Source organism: Geodermatophilus sp. SYSU D00696, assembly GCF_054050235.1.
Window position 1 is genome coordinate 53,149 of record NZ_JBJGYY010000025.1, and the last position, 17,388, is coordinate 70,536.

General features: G+C 70.3%; 14 protein-coding genes and 2 pseudogenes. 12 read left to right on the top strand and 4 right to left on the bottom strand.

Translation table 11 applies throughout. The annotated features are described in order from the left end of the window. Positions 1-63 precede the first annotated feature (63 nt). Together ACI79O_RS16295 and ACI79O_RS16300 are read left to right on the top strand one after the other, a co-directional pair. Positions 64-1,284 (top strand): epoxide hydrolase family protein, encoded by a 1,221-nt coding sequence (locus ACI79O_RS16295; protein ID WP_456887566.1) that lies wholly within the window; start codon positions 64-66, stop codon positions 1,282-1,284. A gap of 156 nt (positions 1,285-1,440) precedes the next feature. Further along, a complete protein-coding gene (locus ACI79O_RS16300; protein ID WP_456914657.1) occupies positions 1,441-2,010 on the top strand; it encodes a hypothetical protein in 570 nt (189 codons plus the stop codon). 271 nt (positions 2,011-2,281) lie between these two features. Here ACI79O_RS16300 and ACI79O_RS16305 read toward each other — a convergent pair. Further along, positions 2,282-2,549, bottom strand: a pseudogene (locus tag ACI79O_RS16305) (IS3 family transposase); the annotation flags it as partial. Positions 2,550-2,556: 7 nt separating this feature from the next. Between ACI79O_RS16305 and ACI79O_RS16310 the strand changes: the two are divergent. Both ACI79O_RS16310 and ACI79O_RS16315 read left to right on the top strand, forming a co-directional pair. Beyond that, entirely contained in the window at positions 2,557-5,148 is a 2,592-nt protein-coding gene (locus tag ACI79O_RS16310; protein WP_456914658.1) for a DUF4062 domain-containing protein, read from the top strand. 235 nt (positions 5,149-5,383) lie between these two features. Next, positions 5,384-8,206: a helix-turn-helix transcriptional regulator gene (locus ACI79O_RS16315; RefSeq protein ID WP_456914659.1), complete on the top strand. Its 2,823-nt coding sequence runs from the start codon at positions 5,384-5,386 to the stop codon at positions 8,204-8,206. 543 nt (positions 8,207-8,749) lie between these two features. Here ACI79O_RS16315 and ACI79O_RS16320 read toward each other — a convergent pair. Next, positions 8,750-9,187 carry a hypothetical protein gene (locus tag ACI79O_RS16320; RefSeq protein WP_456887560.1) on the bottom strand — a complete coding sequence of 146 codons (438 nt, stop codon included), beginning with the start codon at positions 9,185-9,187 and terminating at the stop codon, positions 8,750-8,752. A 637-nt stretch (positions 9,188-9,824) separates the two neighbouring features. Between ACI79O_RS16320 and ACI79O_RS16325 the strand changes: the two genes are divergently transcribed. Genes ACI79O_RS16325 through ACI79O_RS16345 form a run of 5 tightly spaced genes read left to right on the top strand, consistent with a single transcriptional unit; the run spans position 9,825 to position 13,398 of the window. Further along, complete coding sequence (locus ACI79O_RS16325) at positions 9,825-10,796, top strand: M12 family metallopeptidase (protein WP_456887559.1); 972 nt, start codon at positions 9,825-9,827, stop codon at positions 10,794-10,796. A 36-nt stretch (positions 10,797-10,832) separates the two neighbouring features. Next, a complete protein-coding gene (locus tag ACI79O_RS16330; RefSeq protein ID WP_456914660.1) occupies positions 10,833-11,141 on the top strand; it encodes a hypothetical protein in 309 nt (102 codons plus the stop codon). Between the two features lie 54 nt (positions 11,142-11,195). Further along, positions 11,196-11,957, top strand: a complete 762-nt coding sequence (locus tag ACI79O_RS16335; RefSeq protein ID WP_456887558.1) for a WS/DGAT domain-containing protein — start codon at positions 11,196-11,198, stop codon at positions 11,955-11,957. A gap of 44 nt (positions 11,958-12,001) precedes the next feature. Then, positions 12,002-12,793, top strand: coding sequence for an alpha/beta hydrolase fold domain-containing protein (locus tag ACI79O_RS16340; RefSeq protein ID WP_456914661.1), 792 nt, complete (start codon positions 12,002-12,004; stop codon positions 12,791-12,793). Then, positions 12,790-13,398: a nucleoside monophosphate kinase gene (locus ACI79O_RS16345; RefSeq protein ID WP_456887556.1), complete on the top strand. Its 609-nt coding sequence runs from the start codon at positions 12,790-12,792 to the stop codon at positions 13,396-13,398. The genes ACI79O_RS16340 and ACI79O_RS16345 overlap by 4 nt, the downstream gene beginning before the upstream one ends. 163 nt (positions 13,399-13,561) lie before the next feature. Here ACI79O_RS16345 and ACI79O_RS16350 read toward each other — a convergent pair whose 3' ends face one another. Both ACI79O_RS16350 and ACI79O_RS16355 read right to left on the bottom strand, forming a co-directional pair. Beyond that, positions 13,562-13,843 carry a hypothetical protein gene (locus ACI79O_RS16350; RefSeq protein ID WP_456887555.1) on the bottom strand — a complete coding sequence of 94 codons (282 nt, stop codon included), beginning with the start codon at positions 13,841-13,843 and terminating at the stop codon, positions 13,562-13,564. Positions 13,844-14,369: 526 nt separating this feature from the next. After that, complete coding sequence (locus tag ACI79O_RS16355) at positions 14,370-14,675, bottom strand: antibiotic biosynthesis monooxygenase family protein (RefSeq protein WP_456887554.1); 306 nt, start codon at positions 14,673-14,675, stop codon at positions 14,370-14,372. A gap of 284 nt (positions 14,676-14,959) precedes the next feature. Here ACI79O_RS16355 and ACI79O_RS16360 point away from each other — a divergent pair, with 284 nt between their 5' ends. The 3 genes and pseudogenes from ACI79O_RS16360 to ACI79O_RS16370 all read left to right on the top strand — a co-directional run. Next, the gene (locus ACI79O_RS16360) at positions 14,960-15,139 is read left to right on the top strand and encodes a hypothetical protein (RefSeq protein ID WP_456887553.1); all 180 of its coding nucleotides are present in this window, start codon (positions 14,960-14,962) and stop codon (positions 15,137-15,139) included. 1,022 nt (positions 15,140-16,161) lie between these two features. Further along, a complete protein-coding gene (locus ACI79O_RS16365) occupies positions 16,162-16,692 on the top strand; it encodes an AAA family ATPase (RefSeq protein ID WP_456887552.1) in 531 nt (176 codons plus the stop codon). A gap of 371 nt (positions 16,693-17,063) precedes the next feature. Beyond that, a pseudogene (locus ACI79O_RS16370) lies at positions 17,064-17,388 on the top strand (dihydrofolate reductase family protein); the annotation flags it as partial.

Consider the following 17,388-nt stretch of genomic DNA (forward strand, 5'->3'; position numbering starts at 1 on the left):
TGCGCATCGCAGCTATGGGCCGGGTCTGCGGCTTCCCCGCATCCGAGCTACGAGGGACAGGCCATGACCACAGTCGAACAGCAGGCCGACATCCGTCCGTTCCAGGTAGAAGTACCGGAGGAGGCACTGGCCGACCTGCGTCGCCGGATCGCCGCGACGCGGTGGCCGTCCCGGGAGCTGGTCGAGGACCGCTCCCAAGGGGTGCAGCTGGCGACGATGCAGGCGCTGGCCCGCTACTGGAGCACCGAGTACGACATGCGCCGGGTCGAGACAAGACTGAACGCGCTGCCGCAGTTCACCACCGAGATCGATGGGGTGGACATCCACTTCCTCCACGTGCGCTCACCGCATCCGGACGCCCTGCCGCTGATCATGACGCACGGCTGGCCCGGCTCGGTCATCGAACTCCTGGACACCGTCGGACCGCTCACCGACCCAACCGCACACGGCGGACGCGCCGAAGACGCTTTCCACCTGGTGCTGCCGTCCCTGCCCGGCTACGGCTTCTCCAGCGAGCCCGCCGAGCCCGGCTGGGGGGCCGGCCGCACCGCGCAGGCCTGGGCAGAACTGATGCGCCGCCTGGGCTACACCCGCTACGTCGCCCAGGGCGGCGATCTGGGCGCCATCGTCACTGATGGGATGGGCCGTCAGGCACCCGAGGGGCTGGTAGGCATCCACACGAACTTCCTCGTGACGGTGCTGGCCGACCCCCCGCCGGAGGAGTCCGAGCAAGAACGCGCGGCTGCGGCTGCGCTCGCCGAGTTCCAGGCCACCGGCTTCGCCTACTTCCTGCAGATGACCAATCGGCCGCAGACGATCGGCTACGCCCTGCTGGATTCGCCCGTAGCCCTGGCGGCCTGGATGCTCGACCATGACACGGACAGCTACTACAAGATCTCCCGCGCCTTCGTTGACGGGCAGCCCGTGGGCAACCTCACGCGCGAGCACATCGTCGACAACATCACGCTGTACTGGCTGACGGGCACCGGCGCCTCGGCCGCCCGGTGGTACTGGGAGTTCGGACGGTTCGTGGCCGCAGCCCAGGCGTCCGGCCAGGCTCCTCCGGAGGTCCCGGTTCCGGTCGGCTTCACCACCTTCCCTGGCGAGATCTGGCGAACTTCGCGCAGATGGGCCGAACGGAGCTACCCCAACCTCACCTACTTCAACGAGGTCGACAGGGGCGGTCACTTCGCCGCATGGGAGGAGCCGGAGCTCTTCACCTCCGAGGTGGCGGCCGCCTTCCGTCCCCTGCGTACATCAGCGATCCCTCAGCCGCGTCGGTGATCGGTGAACGGTGGCTCCAGGGACACGATCGGTCCCTGGAGCCACCTTCGAAGGCATCTCGGAGCAAGGGGGTCGACGAGCGAGGGCCGCCGTCGATGACGTCGGACCCGGAAGCCGCGAGCGATGTCCTCGTACTGCCCGCTGACGGGGTGGCGATTGATCCTGGAGCTCGGTCGCCTCGCACTCACGCCGCACGACACGCAGTGGTACCGCCTGCACGTGGTCGACAGTCGGACCGCCCACGTGTGCATCGATGAGTCGATCGTGATCCCGTCCACCGATCCTCACGACCAGTTCCGGTACGTGGGACTCGGCGTTGTCACCCGGCACCGCGAGCTGGCCGCACGTGCCACCGGGTTCGAGCGGCACACGACCTTCGACGATGACGGTGCTCAGCATCCGGTGGTGGCCCGCATCGTCGGGCGGCGACCGCCGGACGAGGCGCTCGCCGTCCTGCTGCACACGCGTCGGACGGGCCGGTTCCCCTACGACGACGAGCCGGTGAGCGCCGCAGCGATCGGAGCCGTGCAGGCGATCGGCAACGGTCGGACGACCCTGGCCATCACCACGGACCCCGTGATCGTGCAGGCGGTGCTGGAGCTCGACAACGAGATCCTGCTCGACGACCTCCGGGACAAGGCACCAGCCGCGAGCTGGACAGCTGGATCCGGTACACGGAGCGCTCTCGGCGAGGCCACCAGAGCGGCTTCACGCCGGCGTCGCTAGCGACCCCGGCATGGAAGATCTGGCTGGTGTTCCGGCTGCGGTCGCTGCTCGGGGTGGCTGTGGTTCGGCGCTGTCTCCCACGCAGTACTTGGCGCAGAACCGTGCCGCGAGCGTCGGATGGATCTCTGGGCCGCTAGCGACCCACCACGACCAGTTCCGGGCGGGCAGGACCCTCAGGGATGCGTGGATTGCCTTGACGAGGCACAGCTACCACCTGCAGCCATGCGGATGGGACTGCGCCGACTTCAGTTGACTCGGTTCGGTGGGGCGATCAAGCCGTGTGAGCGGCCTGGGTCAGTGTCTCCAACTGGATGGGTGTGAGTCGTCCGAGGCGGAGTTGCCGGCGGCGCCGGTGGTAGGTCTTGTCGACCCAGGTGATGATCGCCAGCCGCAGGTCCTCTCGGGTGGCTCAGCACTGCTGGTCCAGGACGTTGCGCTGCAGCAGGGCGGAGCAAGAACTCCACCGCGGCGTTGTCGCCGCAGGCGTCGACGCGGCCCATCGAGCCGATCACGCCGTTGTTCTCGACCGTCGCAACGAAGGCAGCCATGACGGTGGACGAGCAGGACACGGTCGCGATCCGGACGCCGGACCAGCGGCTGCGCGTCTTCGTCAGCTCCACGCTGACCGAGCTCGCGGACGAGCGAGCGGCGGTCGCACGCGCCATCGTGGCGCTACGGCTCACTCCGGTGTTGTTCGAGCTGGGCGCTCGACCGCATCCGCCGCGTGAGCTGTACCGCGCCTACCTGGCGCAGTCGGACGTCTTCATCGGCCTGTACTGGCAGCGGTACGGCTGGATCGGGCCCGACATGGACGTCTCGGGGCTGGAGGACGAGTTCCGGCTGTCCGGGTCGATCCCCCGGCTGCTCTACGTCAAGGAGCCGGCACCCGAGCGGGAACCCCGGCTGGCGGCCATGCTCGCCGGGCTCCGGTCCGAGGGCACCGACTCCTACCGCCCGTTCCGCACCCCGCGGGAGCTGACGCGGCTGGTCAGGGACGACCTCGCCCTGCTCCTCAGTGAGCGATTTGCGACCGCGGGCCGGGCAGACCGCGCTCCGGCGTCCACCGCGCCCCGGGCCGCCGACCGGCCGGTCACGCGGACCCTGCCGCTGGCGTCGACGTCGCTGATCGGGCGCGAGCAGGACATCGACGCCGTCGCGGGCCTGCTGCAGTCCCCCGGGGCGCGGCTGGTCACCTTGACCGGGCCCGGGGGCGTCGGGAAGACGCGGCTGGCGATCGCCGTGGCGGAACGGGTCCAGGCCCGCTACCCACGCGGCGCGGTGTTCGTCCCGCTGGCCTCCGTCGACGACCCCGCGCTGGTGCTGCCGCGGGTCGCCGCCGTCCTCGGCGCCGCGCTCGACGGTGCCCGCCCGCCGCTGGACGTCCTGGCCGAGCACCTCGCGGACGAGCCGGCGTTGCTCGTCCTGGACAACCTCGAACAGGTCGTCGGAGTCGCAGCCGACCTCGACCACTTCCTGGCGCGGTGCGCCGGGTTGACCATCCTCGTCACGAGTCGCACGACGCTGCGGCTGCGCGCCGAGCGGGAGTACACGGTCGGCGCGCTCACGGTGCCGTCGTTCTCGGAGCGGCCGGGGGTGGAGCAGCTCGCTTCGCTGCCCGCCGTGCGGCTCTTCGTCGATCGAGCCCAGGCCGTCCGCTACGACTTCGCCCTCACCGAGCACAACGCGATGGCCGTCGCGGAGATCTGCCGACGCCTCGACGGCCTGCCGCTCGCCATCGAGCTCGCAGCAGCCCGCAGCCGGCTGCTGGATCCCGCTGCGTTGCTGGCCCGCCTCGGACGTCGCCTCGACGCCCTGGGCCCGGGGGCGGTCGACCTGCCCGAACGCCAACGCACCCTGCGCGCGACCGTCGAGTGGAGCATCGGACTGCTGACTGACGCCGAGCAGCAGATGCTGGCGACCCTGTCGGTCTTCGTCGAGGGATGGACCGTCGAGGCGGCCGTGCACGTCTCGGGTCTGCCCGAGGTCCGGACGCTCGACCTGCTCGACGAGCTCTCCGGGCACAGCCTCGTCAGCATCGACGTGACCGACGCCGGACCGAGGTTCCGGATGCTCGGATCGGTGCAGGAACTCGCCGCCGAACGCCTCGCCGCCCGGGAAGACCGGGCGGACGTCGAGCGGCGGCACGCCCAGTACTTCGGCGCCCTCGTCGAGAACGCTGACTGGCCCGCCGAGCACCAGCGCGAATGGGCCGCCCGACTGCGCACCGAGGAGGAGAACCTCCGGGCCGCCATCCGCTGGTTCCTCGCGCACGACATCACACCGCTCCCGCGCATCTTCCGGATCCTCTACCTGTTCTGGCAGATGCGCGGGCGTGTCCCGGAGGGCCGCGCCTGGATCGCCGAGGTCCAGCGACGAGCCGACGCCCTCGACGACCGGGGCCGGGCGGAGCTGCTGTTCACGTCGGCCATCACCGCCGTCGAGGTGGGGCACGACGACAGCGCGCTCGCCGCGGTCGACGGGCTCCGAGGTCTCGAGGGCCGCATGGACGACCCGTACCTCGAGAGCGCCGCGCAGCTGGCGATGTCCTGGATCCTGCCCCTCGTCGACGACTACGACGGAGCGCTCGAGAAGGCGTCCGCGGCGCTCGACGGCTTCCGCCGGCAGAACGAGCCGTTCACGGCATTCGCTGCTCTGACCGTCGGCGTGATGGAGATGAGGCTCGGCAGACCTGCGGCCGCCCGCGCCCACCTGATGGAGGTGGACCAACTCGGCGGTCAGTTCGACAACACCTGGCTCACGTCGACAGCCCGAGCCGAGTTGGCCGCCCTCTCGGTCAGAGCCGGCCGGTTCGACGAGGCCCGAGCGCTCCTGGCCGGCTCGGTGGACACGAGCGACAACACCGAGGTGAGCACGCTCAGCTTGACGCTCTCGCTCGTCGCCTCCGCGCACCTCGCCCTGGCCCTGGGTGACGCCCGGCGGGCGGCCACCGCCCTGGGTGCGGTCGACGGACTGCGACGGCGAGCGGGCCTGCGGGCCTGGCCCTCGGCGCGGCCCGGCGAGAGTGAGCTGGCCATCCGAGTGGGGCAAGAGATCGACGTCGAGGACTTCCAGGACGCCTTCGCCGCCGGTGCCGAGCTCACTCATCGCGAGGGGGTCGCATTCGTACGCCAGTCGTGAGGAAGCGGATGTGCAGGTCCTGGAAACCGAGCCCCGCCGTGCGCCGGCCCTGGCGCGTCTGCGGTGTCCACCCAGCTGTGGCCGCACCCTCCACCTCCTGACGTCGGAGCGCCCTCCAGCGGGTCGACGCACAGCCGAACGGGCGCGCGTGGTCCGTCGATCACGGCGCCGCGACGGCCGATGAATCCGGTGCCTGAGTGGCCGTCTGTGGCTCACCAGATGGCACCCTCCACGCGTGGGACTGACTCGCCCCCCGGGTTTCTTGGACCGCGCCAGTGAGTGCGACGAGCTCGATCGGGTGCTGGTCGATCTTCGCTCGGGCTCGAGCGTCGCCGTCGTCATCCGTGGTGAGGCAGGCATCGGCAAGACCACGCTCTTGCGGTACGCCGCGCGCCGGGCGGCGGGGATCCGCCTCGCTCACGTCACGGGCGTCGAGGTCGAGATGGAGCTGCCCTTCGCCGGCGTCCATCAGCTCTGCGCCCGGATGCTCCATCGGCTGGATGCGCTCCCCAATCCCCAGCGTGATGCCCTCAGCATCGCTCTCGGGCTGTCGGCTGGAGAACCTCCCGAACGGTTTCTCGTCGGGTTGGCGGTGCTCAGCCTGTTGTCTGCCGTGGCGGAGGAGCAGCCGCTGCTGTGCCTCGTGGAGGATGCCCAGTGGCTCGATGCTGCGTCGGCCCAGGTCATCGGGTTCGCCTCGCGACGCGTCCTTGCAGAATCGGTGGCGATCGTCGTCGCAATCCGCGAACCCGCCACGAGGCCGGAGTTCGACGGTCTCCCCGAGCTGCGCCTGGGAGGGCTGCCCACAGATGATGCGCGGGTGCTGCTGGCAACCGCCGTCCCCGGCCGGCTCGACACGAAGGTCCGCGAGCGGATCATCTCGCAGACCGGCGGCAATCCACTCGCGCTGCTGGAGCTGCCACGGCGCATGACGGCAGCGGAACTGGCCGGGGGCTTCGACCTTCCCGCCTCCGGGGGCCTCTCTGCGCACATCGAGGACCACTATCGGCGGCGTGTCGGCGAGCTGCCTGAGGCGACGCAGCGACTGATGCTGCTCGCTGCGGCTGATCCGTCAGGCGACGCCACGCTCCTCTGGCGGGCCGCGCCGAGGCTGGGCATCGACACCAGTGCGCTGGCGCCCGCAGCGGAAGCGCAACTGCTGCAGATCGGGGCGGAGGTCCGATTCCGCCATCCGTTGGTGCGCTCGGCGGTATATCGGGGAGCGTCTCGCGAAGACCGGCAGCGTGTGCACCGTGTGCTGGCGGATGTCACCGATGCGGAGTCCGAGGCCGACCGCCGCGCATGGCACCGAGGGCAGGCGGCGAGCGGGCACGACGAGGACGTCGCCGCTGAGCTCGAGCGCTCAGCCGGTCGGGCGCATGCGCGCGGAGGCTTCGCGGCAGCGGCGACGTTGCTCCAGAGAGCCGTCACACTGACCGGCGACCCCGCTCGCCGAGCCGAAAGAGCGCTCGCCGCAGCGCGGGCCAGTCTGGGTGCCGGGGCGTTCGACGTAGTGCAGGGGCTCCTCGCGGCCGCGGAGGCGGGACCACTCGACGAGATGGGGCGCGGACGACTCGAGCGACTTCGGGCCGACCTCGCATACCGCCAAGAGACGAGCGGCGAGGCACCCCGGATGCTCCTGCAGGCCGCGAAGAGACTCGAGACGCTCGACGTGCGCCTCGCCCGCGACACGTATCTCGACGCGTGGAGCGCAGCGCTCTACGCCGGCGGACTTGCGAGTGCCGGCGGCGGCCTGCACGACGTCTCGCTCGCGGCGATCAATGCGCCCCATCCCACAGACACTCCGCGTCCGCGCGACCTACTGCTGGACGGCCTCGCGCTGCTGTTCACCGACGGACGCCTCGCCGCGGCACCCATCCTCCGGCGCGCGATCGGTGCGTTCGCGAGTTCCGAGGTCTCGGGGGAGGAGCTGGCCCGCTGGGGTTGGATCGCGTCACGGGCGGCCAACGTCGTGTGGGACTACGACGCCTGTCTCGAGATCTCGACGCGAGCGGTTCAACTCGCTCGTGACTCAGGAGCGCTCGAGGTGCTTGCCATGTCGGACAACGCGTGCGGGCAGGCCGCCGCAATGGGCGGCGACCTACCGACTGCCGCACTGGTCGCGAGTGAGCTCGATGCCGTCAGGGAAGCGACGGGTACCCATCTCCCGCCAATCGCCGCCCTCGCGCGAGCGGGAATCCACGGCGAAGAGGTCGAAGCCTCACGACTGATCAGCGACACGATCGTAGAAGCCACCGCCCGCGGTCAGGGCGTGGCCGCACAGTATGCCCGCTGGGCCAGCGCGGTTCTCCTGAACGGCCTCGGTCGCTACGACGGGGCACTCGTAGCGGCCTTGGAGGCGAGCGAGGAAACTCCGGAGATGCCCCTCGCCATGTGGTCGCAGATCGAGTTGATCGAGGCCGCCAGTAGGACCAAGAAGATCAAGCTCGCAGTGAAGGCCCTGGCGCGACTCGAGACGCAGACGGTTGGGAGCGACACCGATTGGGCGCACGGGGTCCTTGCCCGTTCACGGGCGTTGATCAGCGAAGGCCGGGCCGCCGAGGACCTGTACCGTGAGGCAATCGCTCGGCTGGAGCGCACTCGGCTCCGGCCGGATCTCGCTCGTGCGCGTCTCCTGTTCGGAGAGTGGTTGCGCCGCGAGAAGCGCCGCATCGACGCACGCGGGCAACTGCTCGAGGCTCACGATCAGTTCACGTCCATGGACATGAGGGCGTTCGCCCAGCGCGCTCGCGGTGAGCTCCTGGCATCTGGCGGAAAGGCGCGTCGGCGGACCCTCGAAACGCGTGACGACCTGACGGCCCAGGAGCGTCACATCGCACAGCTCGCGAGCGCCGGGCTGTCGAACACGGAGATCGGTTCGCGGCTGTTCCTCAGCGCCCGCACGGTGGAGTGGCACCTGCGGAAGGTATTCGTCAAGCTCGGAATCCGGTCGCGCCGCGAGCTGACCGGCTCCCTAGCGGCACACCATGACGCGACATCGCGCACGACACAGACCCCTCACCGGGAAGAGAATCTGCGTGACCCCGGGCGAGACTGACAGCGCTCGAGCGAGACTTGAGCACCGGCCCCGCGACCCGACCAGCGCAGGGATGTAGGCAAACGAACCTGCGAACCCCTAACGCTCAGACCAGGCCACCGGCCCGCAGTCGTCCGCCGGAGGCAAGGACGTTCACCATTCCGCGGACCAACCGGAGGGGGATCGAAGGGAATCTGCGGCGCTGCAGACCGTCATCCGGTGGTCGCTCGGCCTCGGTAGACGAGAGGTCGCTGTGCGCACCTGGCGGATGGTGACAACTCTGACCCGACAGTCTCCCGTGGCCGAGGCGCTCCCTCGTTCGGCGCGTTCTCAGCACACGACTTGGCATGGGGAGTGACACGCCCGAGTACGGGGGAGAGCTACAGCGACGGGTACAGCAACGCGCTCCGAACCACGGCAAATTAGGGCGGACGCAGGCAGACGACGCAGGGGGCTCACCTGCGCAGATGGCACATCGGCGAACGGCGACGAACCGCTCGAATGTGACTGGGGGTCAAGGGGTCGCAGGTTCACATCCTGTCAGCCCGACTGCGAAACCGCAGGTCAGAGGCGGGTCACCCGACGAGGGTGGCCCGCCTCCCGCATGAGTACAGCAACGCGGCGCGCCGACAGCCACGGTCGCCGGCGGAGCACCTGGTCGAGCCGGTTGGCGACCTCACGCTGCTGGACCGTACCGACGTGGCTGTAGATGTCCGCCGTGATGACGTAGGGCGAGTGGGCCAGGTGCTCCCGGACGACCTTGGTGTGTGTGCCGGCTGCGAGCAGGAAACCCGCCGCGCGGTGCTGGAGGGTGTGCAGCCACCCGTCCTTGAGTGAGTCTAGACGTTGACCAACAAATAGTCGACGTATAGGCGAATAGTACTCAATGTTTGCCCATATCGATACTCTGCCCTCGCTCGGAGCAACGTTGTGGACGGTGTAGCGCGCGCTCCCGATGAACCTGCCGCCGCCCGGCGCGCCCTCGCCAATGGCCACGAACACGAAGGAGCTTTTACCTACTGCGCCCCAAGTGAGGTTGAGCATGTGTTGGCCGTTTCGGTCCCCCCAGTCATGTCGAAAGCAGACCCCAGACTCAAAAAGGTCCCGCTCCACCTCCCCGGCCTCGCTTGGACGAGCGAACGATCGGACTTCATCCTCTTCGTGCAGCTTCCACCGCAGCCGGCTCTCTGCGTGTTCATGCCGCCGAGGTGGCGCTTGCCCATGGGGCCGGAATGCGGGTTCTGCGGTTGCGGTAGCGGTCGATGGCGACCGCCTCGGCCCGGAAGAACTCGATGCCCTCCGCGCGGATCCTCCGCTCTGGCGCGCGGGTCCTCCAACCCGGAAGGAATCGACGGACCAGGGTGTGCATGTTGAGTCGCAGGTGTCTCCTGCGCAGCCAGCCGGCGATGCGCCCGAAGGCGTCGTGCTCGACATACCGAACTGTCCCCTGGGTGCCGGCCCTGGAGCGCTCGAGAGGGCGACGTGTGCTGGTGATGGGCGTGGCGGAGCGTTGACGACGTGGTGACGGGCGACTCGGACTCTGGTGCTGTCGGGAGTACGTGTGCCGGGCGGTCGCTGCCCAGGACCTCGGCAGTCTCCCGACGCCACCCGAGGATCACCGGACACGAGGAGACCCGATATGGACGAGAACCGCTACCGGGAGGCGTTGCGCAACATCGCGCGCATAGCGGGTCAAGCGGCCGAGGGCCACACCACATCGCCCGACAGCGCCGACGGGTTCGACATCGGCGCGGGTTGTCACGTCATGCCCCTGCCGCCACGGCTGCACGCGAAGGCGGCCGAGGTGGCGGCGGCAGAGAACCCGGTGAACGCGCCTCTGCAGGAGCTGCTGGTCGTCGGCGAAGGCGTGCTCACTCCGCAGCGACTGACCTTCTTCACCACCAAGTATTGGGGGCCTAAGCCCAAGGCGCTGACGGTGAGCTTCATGGAGACCACCGCGGCCGACCTACGGGCGCGCATCGTCAGCCACCTCAACGCCTGGGCCCAGTACGGCGGCATCTCCTTCGTCGAGACCTCGGGAACCGGCGACGTCCGCATCTCTCGGGGACCGGGAGGCTACTGGTCTTACCTGGGCACCGACATCAAGCTCATCCCACAGAATCGGCCGACGATGAACCTGCAGGGCTTCTCGATGAGCACTGATGAGAAGGAGTACCGCCGGGTCGTGCGTCATGAGGCCGGCCACACGCTGGGCTTCCCACACGAGCACATGCGTCAGGCGCTGGTCGAGCGCATCGACAGGCAGAAGGCCTACGACTACTTCTGGCGGACCCAGGGCTGGTCCAAGGAGATGGTCGATCAGCAGGTGCTCACACCGCTGGACCCGTCCAAGATCATGGGCACCGAGCCCGACCAGGACTCGATCATGTGTTATCGGCTGCCTGGTGAGATCACCAAGGACGGTCAGCCCATTCGCGGTGGGGCCGACATCAACACGATGGACGGCAACGCCGTGGCGATCATCTATCCCAAGGTTCTCCGTGCCGCGGACGTCGTCCCGACAACCGGCGCCGAGGCGGAGGTGCCCACGCCACGCATTCCCGTCGCGGTGGACTGGGACCCCAGTGAGGACGTCGCAAGCGTCTCCTGAGGGAGGGGTCGGCACGTTGGCCGGAGGTCGGGTGAGGTGAGCCGCTACATCGACGTCCGGCCGGACGAGGAGGGCATGCCGTCCGAGCTGGTGATCGTCGTGGGCGATGTGGTGCGCTTCGCCGCGACGGGCGGCCGCATCCGGTCGGGCACTGCGGTGGAGCTGCTCGGTGTCCTCTCCGAGAGCGTCGTCGGCACCGATGGTTCAGTCCTCACCCCGCTCGGCGCGCCGGGCACGGTTCTCATCCGTGCCCGGTCGCCGGGGCTCGCGGTCGTCGACGTCATCTCGGGTGACCCATTTCGGGCACCCGTCACCCGCGGCGTTGTCGTCCGTGTCGTGCCGTGACCTGGGAGAGACGGTGGCCGGGCCAGGCGTTCGTGGCGGAGGTCCGGGCGCCCTGTGCTGAACCATCGCACCGGCCGCGCCTGGGTCCTCCGCACCCTCGACTGCTCGCTCGTCGACCTGCGCGACACCGGACGCACAGCCGGCGGCTCCGTCGACGACGCCTACCTCGCAAGCCTCCTCGGCGGCCTGCGCCGCTACCACGAGCACCACGGCACCCCGGTCGGCGACCTACCCGTCCCCATGCCCGACTCGCTGCGCCGCGCCGACGACCCCCTGGGCGGCAACGAGTTCGCCGGAGCCGTCTTCGGCGCCCCCGCCGGAGTCGAGGACTCGGCCGAACGCATCGCCGTCATCCGGGGACTCGTGCTCTCGGTCGTCACCGAACCCGCGCTCGACACGATCTCGGTGCTCGCCCCGGTGGTCAACCGGCTGCCCGCCGTCGTCGGTGCGACGATCATGAAGCACGGCGGCGCACGAACCGACCTCGCCGCCTCCGACGTCCCGGGCATCCGCGAGAAGGTCTTCCTCGCCGGGGCCCGCATCGACCGCTACATCCCCTTCGGCCCGCTCCCCGGCGTCGCCGTCATGGCCGTCATGACGTCCTACGCCGGGACCTGCAGTATCGGCCTCACCATCGACGGCACCGCAGTCGCCGATGCCGACGTCCTCGAACAGTGCTTCCGTGACGGGCTCGAGGAGGTGCTGGACCTGGCGCGGCCTCCGCGGCGGCAGGGATCCCCACCGTCGTCACGGTCGATTGGAGATGCGACGGGAGCAGCCTGCAGATGCTTGTCATCGGGAGCTTCCTGCGAGTGACCCGGAAGCGGTCGCTGTCCACCCCTGCCCGGGCCCGGGAACGCATGGCCGCACCCAAGAAGGCCGCCCCACCGCCCGAGGCCCTGCGGCAGCGACACGACGTGCACACCCGGGACGTCGGCGGCTTCGCCTGCCACACCGTGGCCCCTCGCGGGATCCGCGCGCAGCGGGCCGCGGTCTACCTGCACGGCGGCGCCTACATCAGCCCCATGTCGCCCCAGCACTGGACCCTGGTCTCCCGGCTGGCCGATGCCGGCCTCCGGGTGGAGGTCCCCGACTACGGCCTGGCTCCCCAGCACACCTACCGCGAGGCCTATCCGTTCGTCGTGGAGGTGTACCGGCAGCTGTTGGCCGAGGCGGAACCCACGGCGATCACCCTCGCGGGCGACTCCGCCGGCGGCGGCCTGGCCCTCGGCGTCGCCCAGACCCTGCCCGACGTCGGGCTTCCTCAGCCCCGGCGGCTGCAGCTGATCGCCCCCTGGCTGGACCTCGCCCTGGCCAACCCCGACATCCCGGCGAGCGAGCGGCGTGACCCGTGGCTCAGCAGCGCCGGTCTCCGCGAGGTCGGCCGCGCGTGGGCCGGCGGTGACGACCCGGCGGACCCGAGGCTGAGCCCGATCCACGGACCGCTGACCGGCCTCCCCCCGATCGACGTCCACGTCGGCACCCGTGACCTCTTCCACCCCGACGCGCTCCGGCTGCAGCAGCGGGCAGCCGACGAGCAGCACGCGTTGACGCTGACCGTCTGCCAGGGCGGAGTGCACGTCTACCCGCTGACCCCGACCCCCGAAGGTCGCGCCGCCGCAGCCGCGATCGTGCACGAGATGGCGGCGTGACCGCCTCCCGGCGCCACGCGCTGGATCACACCAGGGAAGGCGCGGTCGATGCGACTGCTGGTGCTCGGTCCACCCGCTGCGGGAAGGGCACCCACGGCGCCCGACTGGCCGCGGAGACGGGAGTCGACCACGTCTCGTCCGGCGACGTCCTGCGCGCCGAGATCGCCGGGCGGACCCCCGTGGGGCGCGAACTGGCCGCTCATGTCGCCCGCGGCGACCTGGTCGCCGACGATCTCCTGTTCCGCCTGATGGTGCGCATGGTCGAGGCGGTGGTGGCGGCATCCGGTGGGTACATCGCCGACGGGTTCCCCCGCACGCTCACGCAGGCCGAGCGCGTACCGGGAGATCGGGATCGACCGCGAGCTGCCCCTGCAGGTGGTCGTCTCGATCTCGGTGCCGGACGGGGTGCTACGACAGCGGTTCTCGACCACCATTCTGACCATCATTGCGCCCTGTTCGGGGTGGTTCGCCACCGTTCGCCGTCGTTCCGTATGCCGGTCGACCTGCGCACATGGACTTCGGCGGACGGTCCTGAACCCCCAGCCGACGGCTGGGGGCAAGGGGTTGACAGGAGTCCCCGGCCAGGTCGAACTCCGTCCGGCTAGCGACGGACGCCCTCGCGGTGCAGTCTGACCCCCGGCAGCGCGTCGGGCCTGACCCCAGCCGCTCGGCTCACCATCCCCACCGCGGCCTCGATCCACCGCGGTGCACCACCGCAGCGGCTGCCTGGTGAAGTCGCTGTGGCGTCGGTCGTTCACGCACGGCGGCTCAGAACGCCGCGACCGCCTCAGCCTTCAACGTTCCCGAGTCATCGACCGTGACATGCCAGACCCTCACGTCTTTGCCCCCGAGGTGGTCCTTCTCGAAGAAGACCACCTTGCCGTCCAGCCTGCGTCCGTGGCCGCGCACCAGGTGGTGCTGGTCCTTCCGGGCGATGGTGAACTCCGCGTCGTCGATCAACGCGCTCAGCGTCGCTGGGGTGCCGTCGGCGACGGACGTCACGACGTAGGGAACGCCGGAGATCACGGTCTGCCTGATGTCACCAGTCATGAGGTGCCCTCTTCTCGGGTCGACTGTCCGACCGTGGTCGGGGAACGCCCAGCCTGTCCCTGATCACCTCCGCTGTCCATGGACGCCGTGGACAGCCGACAGGGATCCGCGCGGTGACCGCGCACCGGACGTCCAAGCTGCTCGGCTTCCTCGGCCGCCGGTTCGACACCAGTGACGAGGCGACGAGACCCTCAACGCCGGCTCGCTGTTCGACAGGTTCACCGCCCGCCGAGCCGCACCGGTCCCTCCCCGCAGCGGCTGAGCCCCGACGCCGTGTGGCGGCCGCGCCATCCCGAGCGCTCCAGCGGCCCTGACGTGCTGGCCGCGGTGAGGGCCCATCAGGAGCCTGCCGGTCCTGCGGTGGTCGACGCCTGGGGAGGAGAGGCCCTCTTCGTCTGGCCGGCCCGGCCTCGCGCTGAGGGGCGGAGCGGCCGTCGTCGGTGACGGGCACGGGCGCCGCTGCCGCCGAGACGGGCAGCTCGACCCAGAGGGAGGCGGACCGATCCCGAGCCCACGGGCAGGTGCCTCACCCGCCCACCCCGGCATCGGCCACGACGGAGAACCACCGGGTCACGTTGGGCGCTGACTCCAGGCCCTCGAGCACTGTGCGCTTGTCGAGGAACGCCGGATCGTCGTGCCAGGCCATCCAGTCCTCGCGGCTGTTCCATGTGCCGACGATCACCCGCGACAGCGGGTCGTCCTCGGGGATCAACACCTGGCCGGAGACCCAGCCCGGCATGCGTCGCGCGGCCTCGAGGCGATCCCGCATCACTGCGTCCCACTCCTGCTGACCTCCAGGCCGCAGCGTGCTGGTGGTGAGCACGGTCATCATCGCCCGCTCCCTCGCCGAAGGATCCGCTCCTGCAGGTCCTCCGGTGTCCGTGGCGCGGTCGGTGAAACCCTGACGCCAGGGATCACCGCCGTCCCGGGGGCCGGCTGGGTTTCGGCCGCGGGGCGTCACGCTGTCCACTGGGCAGGCGGGGTCGGCGGCCAGGTTCCGCCTCGACACGAGCTCGGCCCGCCCAGGCTCCGGCTGCCCAGACGACGCGGGCAGTCGACAGTCGGCTGACGCGACACCCCAGTCGCACCGGCCACTGGCAGCGATCGGGAGGACGGATGGCCGACTTCACCGCGACCGCCATCAGCGAGGGTGACCACTGGGTGATCGACGTGCCGGGTGTCGGTACCACCGAGGCCGACAGGTTCGAGGACCTCGAGGAGATGGCACTCGAGCTGGTCGTCGCCATGACCCACGCAGCCCGCCAGGACGTGCACATCGATCTGCGCATCGTCTGACCGGCCATCGGCGAGGGTGTCGCTGTGACTGGACCGGAGATCGCCGGCGTCGTCGTGCCACTCCTCCGCTTCGGTTTAGTGCGTCAGGAGTGCCTCGGCTGGAGAAGACCTTGGGGCACGGCCGACCCCGTGCACAGTCAGCTCGCCCTCGATGGGGGTACCAGTGCCGGTTGCACGTGGATGTGAGCGCCTCCGCCCGCAGCGACGCGGGAGGTCACCTGAGCCGTGACTGCTGTCGCAGACACGCCCGGCCGCTGGGGAGAAGTACAGCAACGGGTACGGCAACGCGCGCCGATCGGCCATGACTGCCGGCGGATGGCGGCGCGCGCTGTGAACCGCTGACCTGCACGTATAACACCTGTGCGGATGTGGGCAGATGGCCCGAACGTGACTGGGGGTCAAGGGGTCGCAGGTCCACATCCTGTCGACCCGACACGACAACCGCAGTCAGAGGCGGGCCACCCGACGAGGGTGGCCCGCCTCTCGCACGAGTACAGCAACGCGGTCCGAAGGACAGCAGCGGTCACCGGCGGAGCGCCTGGTCGAGCCGGTCGGTGGCCTCCTGCTGGGCATCAGGCGGAGGGGTGTGTCGGCTCGTGATCTCGACATCCCCGGGTGGGCGAGGGGCGCACTCCGCACCTTCCCGGTGGGCGGTGACGCTCGGCTGCCCTCGGCTACGGTGACGGCATGGGTTGCTTCGCCTGCATGGTCGTCCGGACCGCCGTCTAGCGGCGGTACCGCACCGGCCGCCGAGGCGGCCAGCTCCGCTGCCCTCGTGGTGGCGGTCCCAGGCGTACCGCCGGATCGGTGTCCCGCCGGCAGCCCTCACCCACGTCCGCGCTGCCGGGCCATCCTGCCTGGTCAGGGGATCCATGCCTCCATCGCGACGTCTCGATCCACCCTCCGACGAGCCGGCCCCAGCTCATCCGGCAGCCGGATCCGCCGCCGTCGACGGCCGGCCCGACCGGCCGCCGTCGGCTGCTGTCCAGGCCGGCTCGGCACCGGGAACGACGGACCAGCGGGTGGCCACGCTGTTCCTGATGGTCGGGCTGCCGGGCGCCGGGAAGACCACCCGGGCCGAGCAGCTCGCCAGGACCCACCCAGCGCTCCGGCTGACCCCGGACCAGTGGATGATCCCGCTGTTCGGCGACAACCTGGCCGGTGGAAAGCGCTTCGTCCTGGAGGGGCGGCTCATCTCGGTCGCCCTGCAGGCGCTGCGGCTGGGGACCAGCGTCGTGCTCGACTACGGGCTCTGGTCCCGCGAGGAACGGTCGGCACTGCGGTGGCTGGCCCGGGCGAACCGGGCGGCGTGCCGCGTCGTGTACCTGCCGGTGGACGAGGACGTCCAGCTCGCCCGCATCGCGCACCGTCAGGAGACGGCACCGCAGCAGACGTTCCCGATGAGCGAAGCCGATCTCGATCAGTGGCGGCAGCAGTTCCAGGTCCCGGACGCCGGGGAACTCGAGGGCGGCCAGATCCCCGACCCGCCGGCGGGCTGGCCGGGCTGGGCGGCCTGGGCGGCACACCGATGGCCGTCGTGCACCGACAGCTGACCTCGACCCGCCCACGTGACAGTCGCTCTGGCGCCGTCCTGGCCGCCCGCGGTGCCGCGGCCGGCGTGCACCACGGGCCGGCGTCCGTTCGAGGACTGGTCGGGGGAGACGAGAGTCGTCGTGTGCAGGTGGCCGTCCGTCTCCCCGGTGCCACGCCGGCTGGAGGTCGCCAACGGTCAGACGGCCGTGGATGTCCGTTCCCTCGGAGGACGGGCACTCCAACACAAGCAGCGGCGGGCGATCCTCTGACGAGGGCCGATGTCCCGTGGCGGGCCGCTCAGGACGGTTTCCCCGGCACCCCACCGCGCGGCCGATGAACTCGTGGCCCCCGGCCCGTCCAACCTCGTGACACCCGAGGAAAGGACATCACCATGTCGGAGCTTCTCGTCGACTTCATCACCTCTCTCGACGGCTACGCATCGGGAGAGGGATGGCCCGGGTTCTGGGGCCTCGAGGGCCCGGAGTACCTCGCATGGCTCGGGGAGCAGCCCGAGGTCACCTACCTGATGGGAGCGAACACCTACCGCCTCATGTCGGGCTTCGCCGCCGGCGAGGTCCCGGATGGTCAGGACGAGTTCCGGTCCGAGGAAGAGGCGTCCGTCGACGAGCTCACCCGAGCGCCCAAGGTGGTGTTCTCCTCCTCGCTGGAGGAGCCGCTGACGTGGGCCAACTCCACGCTGGTCCGCGACGACGCCG

Bases quoted from the DNA above. Each gene is read 5' to 3' on its own strand.
- ACI79O_RS16295 (WP_456887566.1), top strand. From the start codon at position 64: ATGACCACAGTCGAACAGCAGGCCGACATCCGTCCGTTCCAGGTAGAA.
- ACI79O_RS16310 (WP_456914658.1), top strand. From the start codon at position 2,557: ATGACGGTGGACGAGCAGGACACGGTCGCGATCCGGACGCCGGACCAG.
- ACI79O_RS16325 (WP_456887559.1), top strand. From the start codon at position 9,825: ATGGACGAGAACCGCTACCGGGAGGCGTTGCGCAACATCGCGCGCATA.
- ACI79O_RS16340 (WP_456914661.1), top strand. From the start codon at position 12,002: ATGGCCGCACCCAAGAAGGCCGCCCCACCGCCCGAGGCCCTGCGGCAG.
- ACI79O_RS16350 (WP_456887555.1), bottom strand. From the start codon at position 13,843: ATGACTGGTGACATCAGGCAGACCGTGATCTCCGGCGTTCCCTACGTC.
- ACI79O_RS16355 (WP_456887554.1), bottom strand. From the start codon at position 14,675: ATGATGACCGTGCTCACCACCAGCACGCTGCGGCCTGGAGGTCAGCAG.
- ACI79O_RS16360 (WP_456887553.1), top strand. From the start codon at position 14,960: ATGGCCGACTTCACCGCGACCGCCATCAGCGAGGGTGACCACTGGGTG.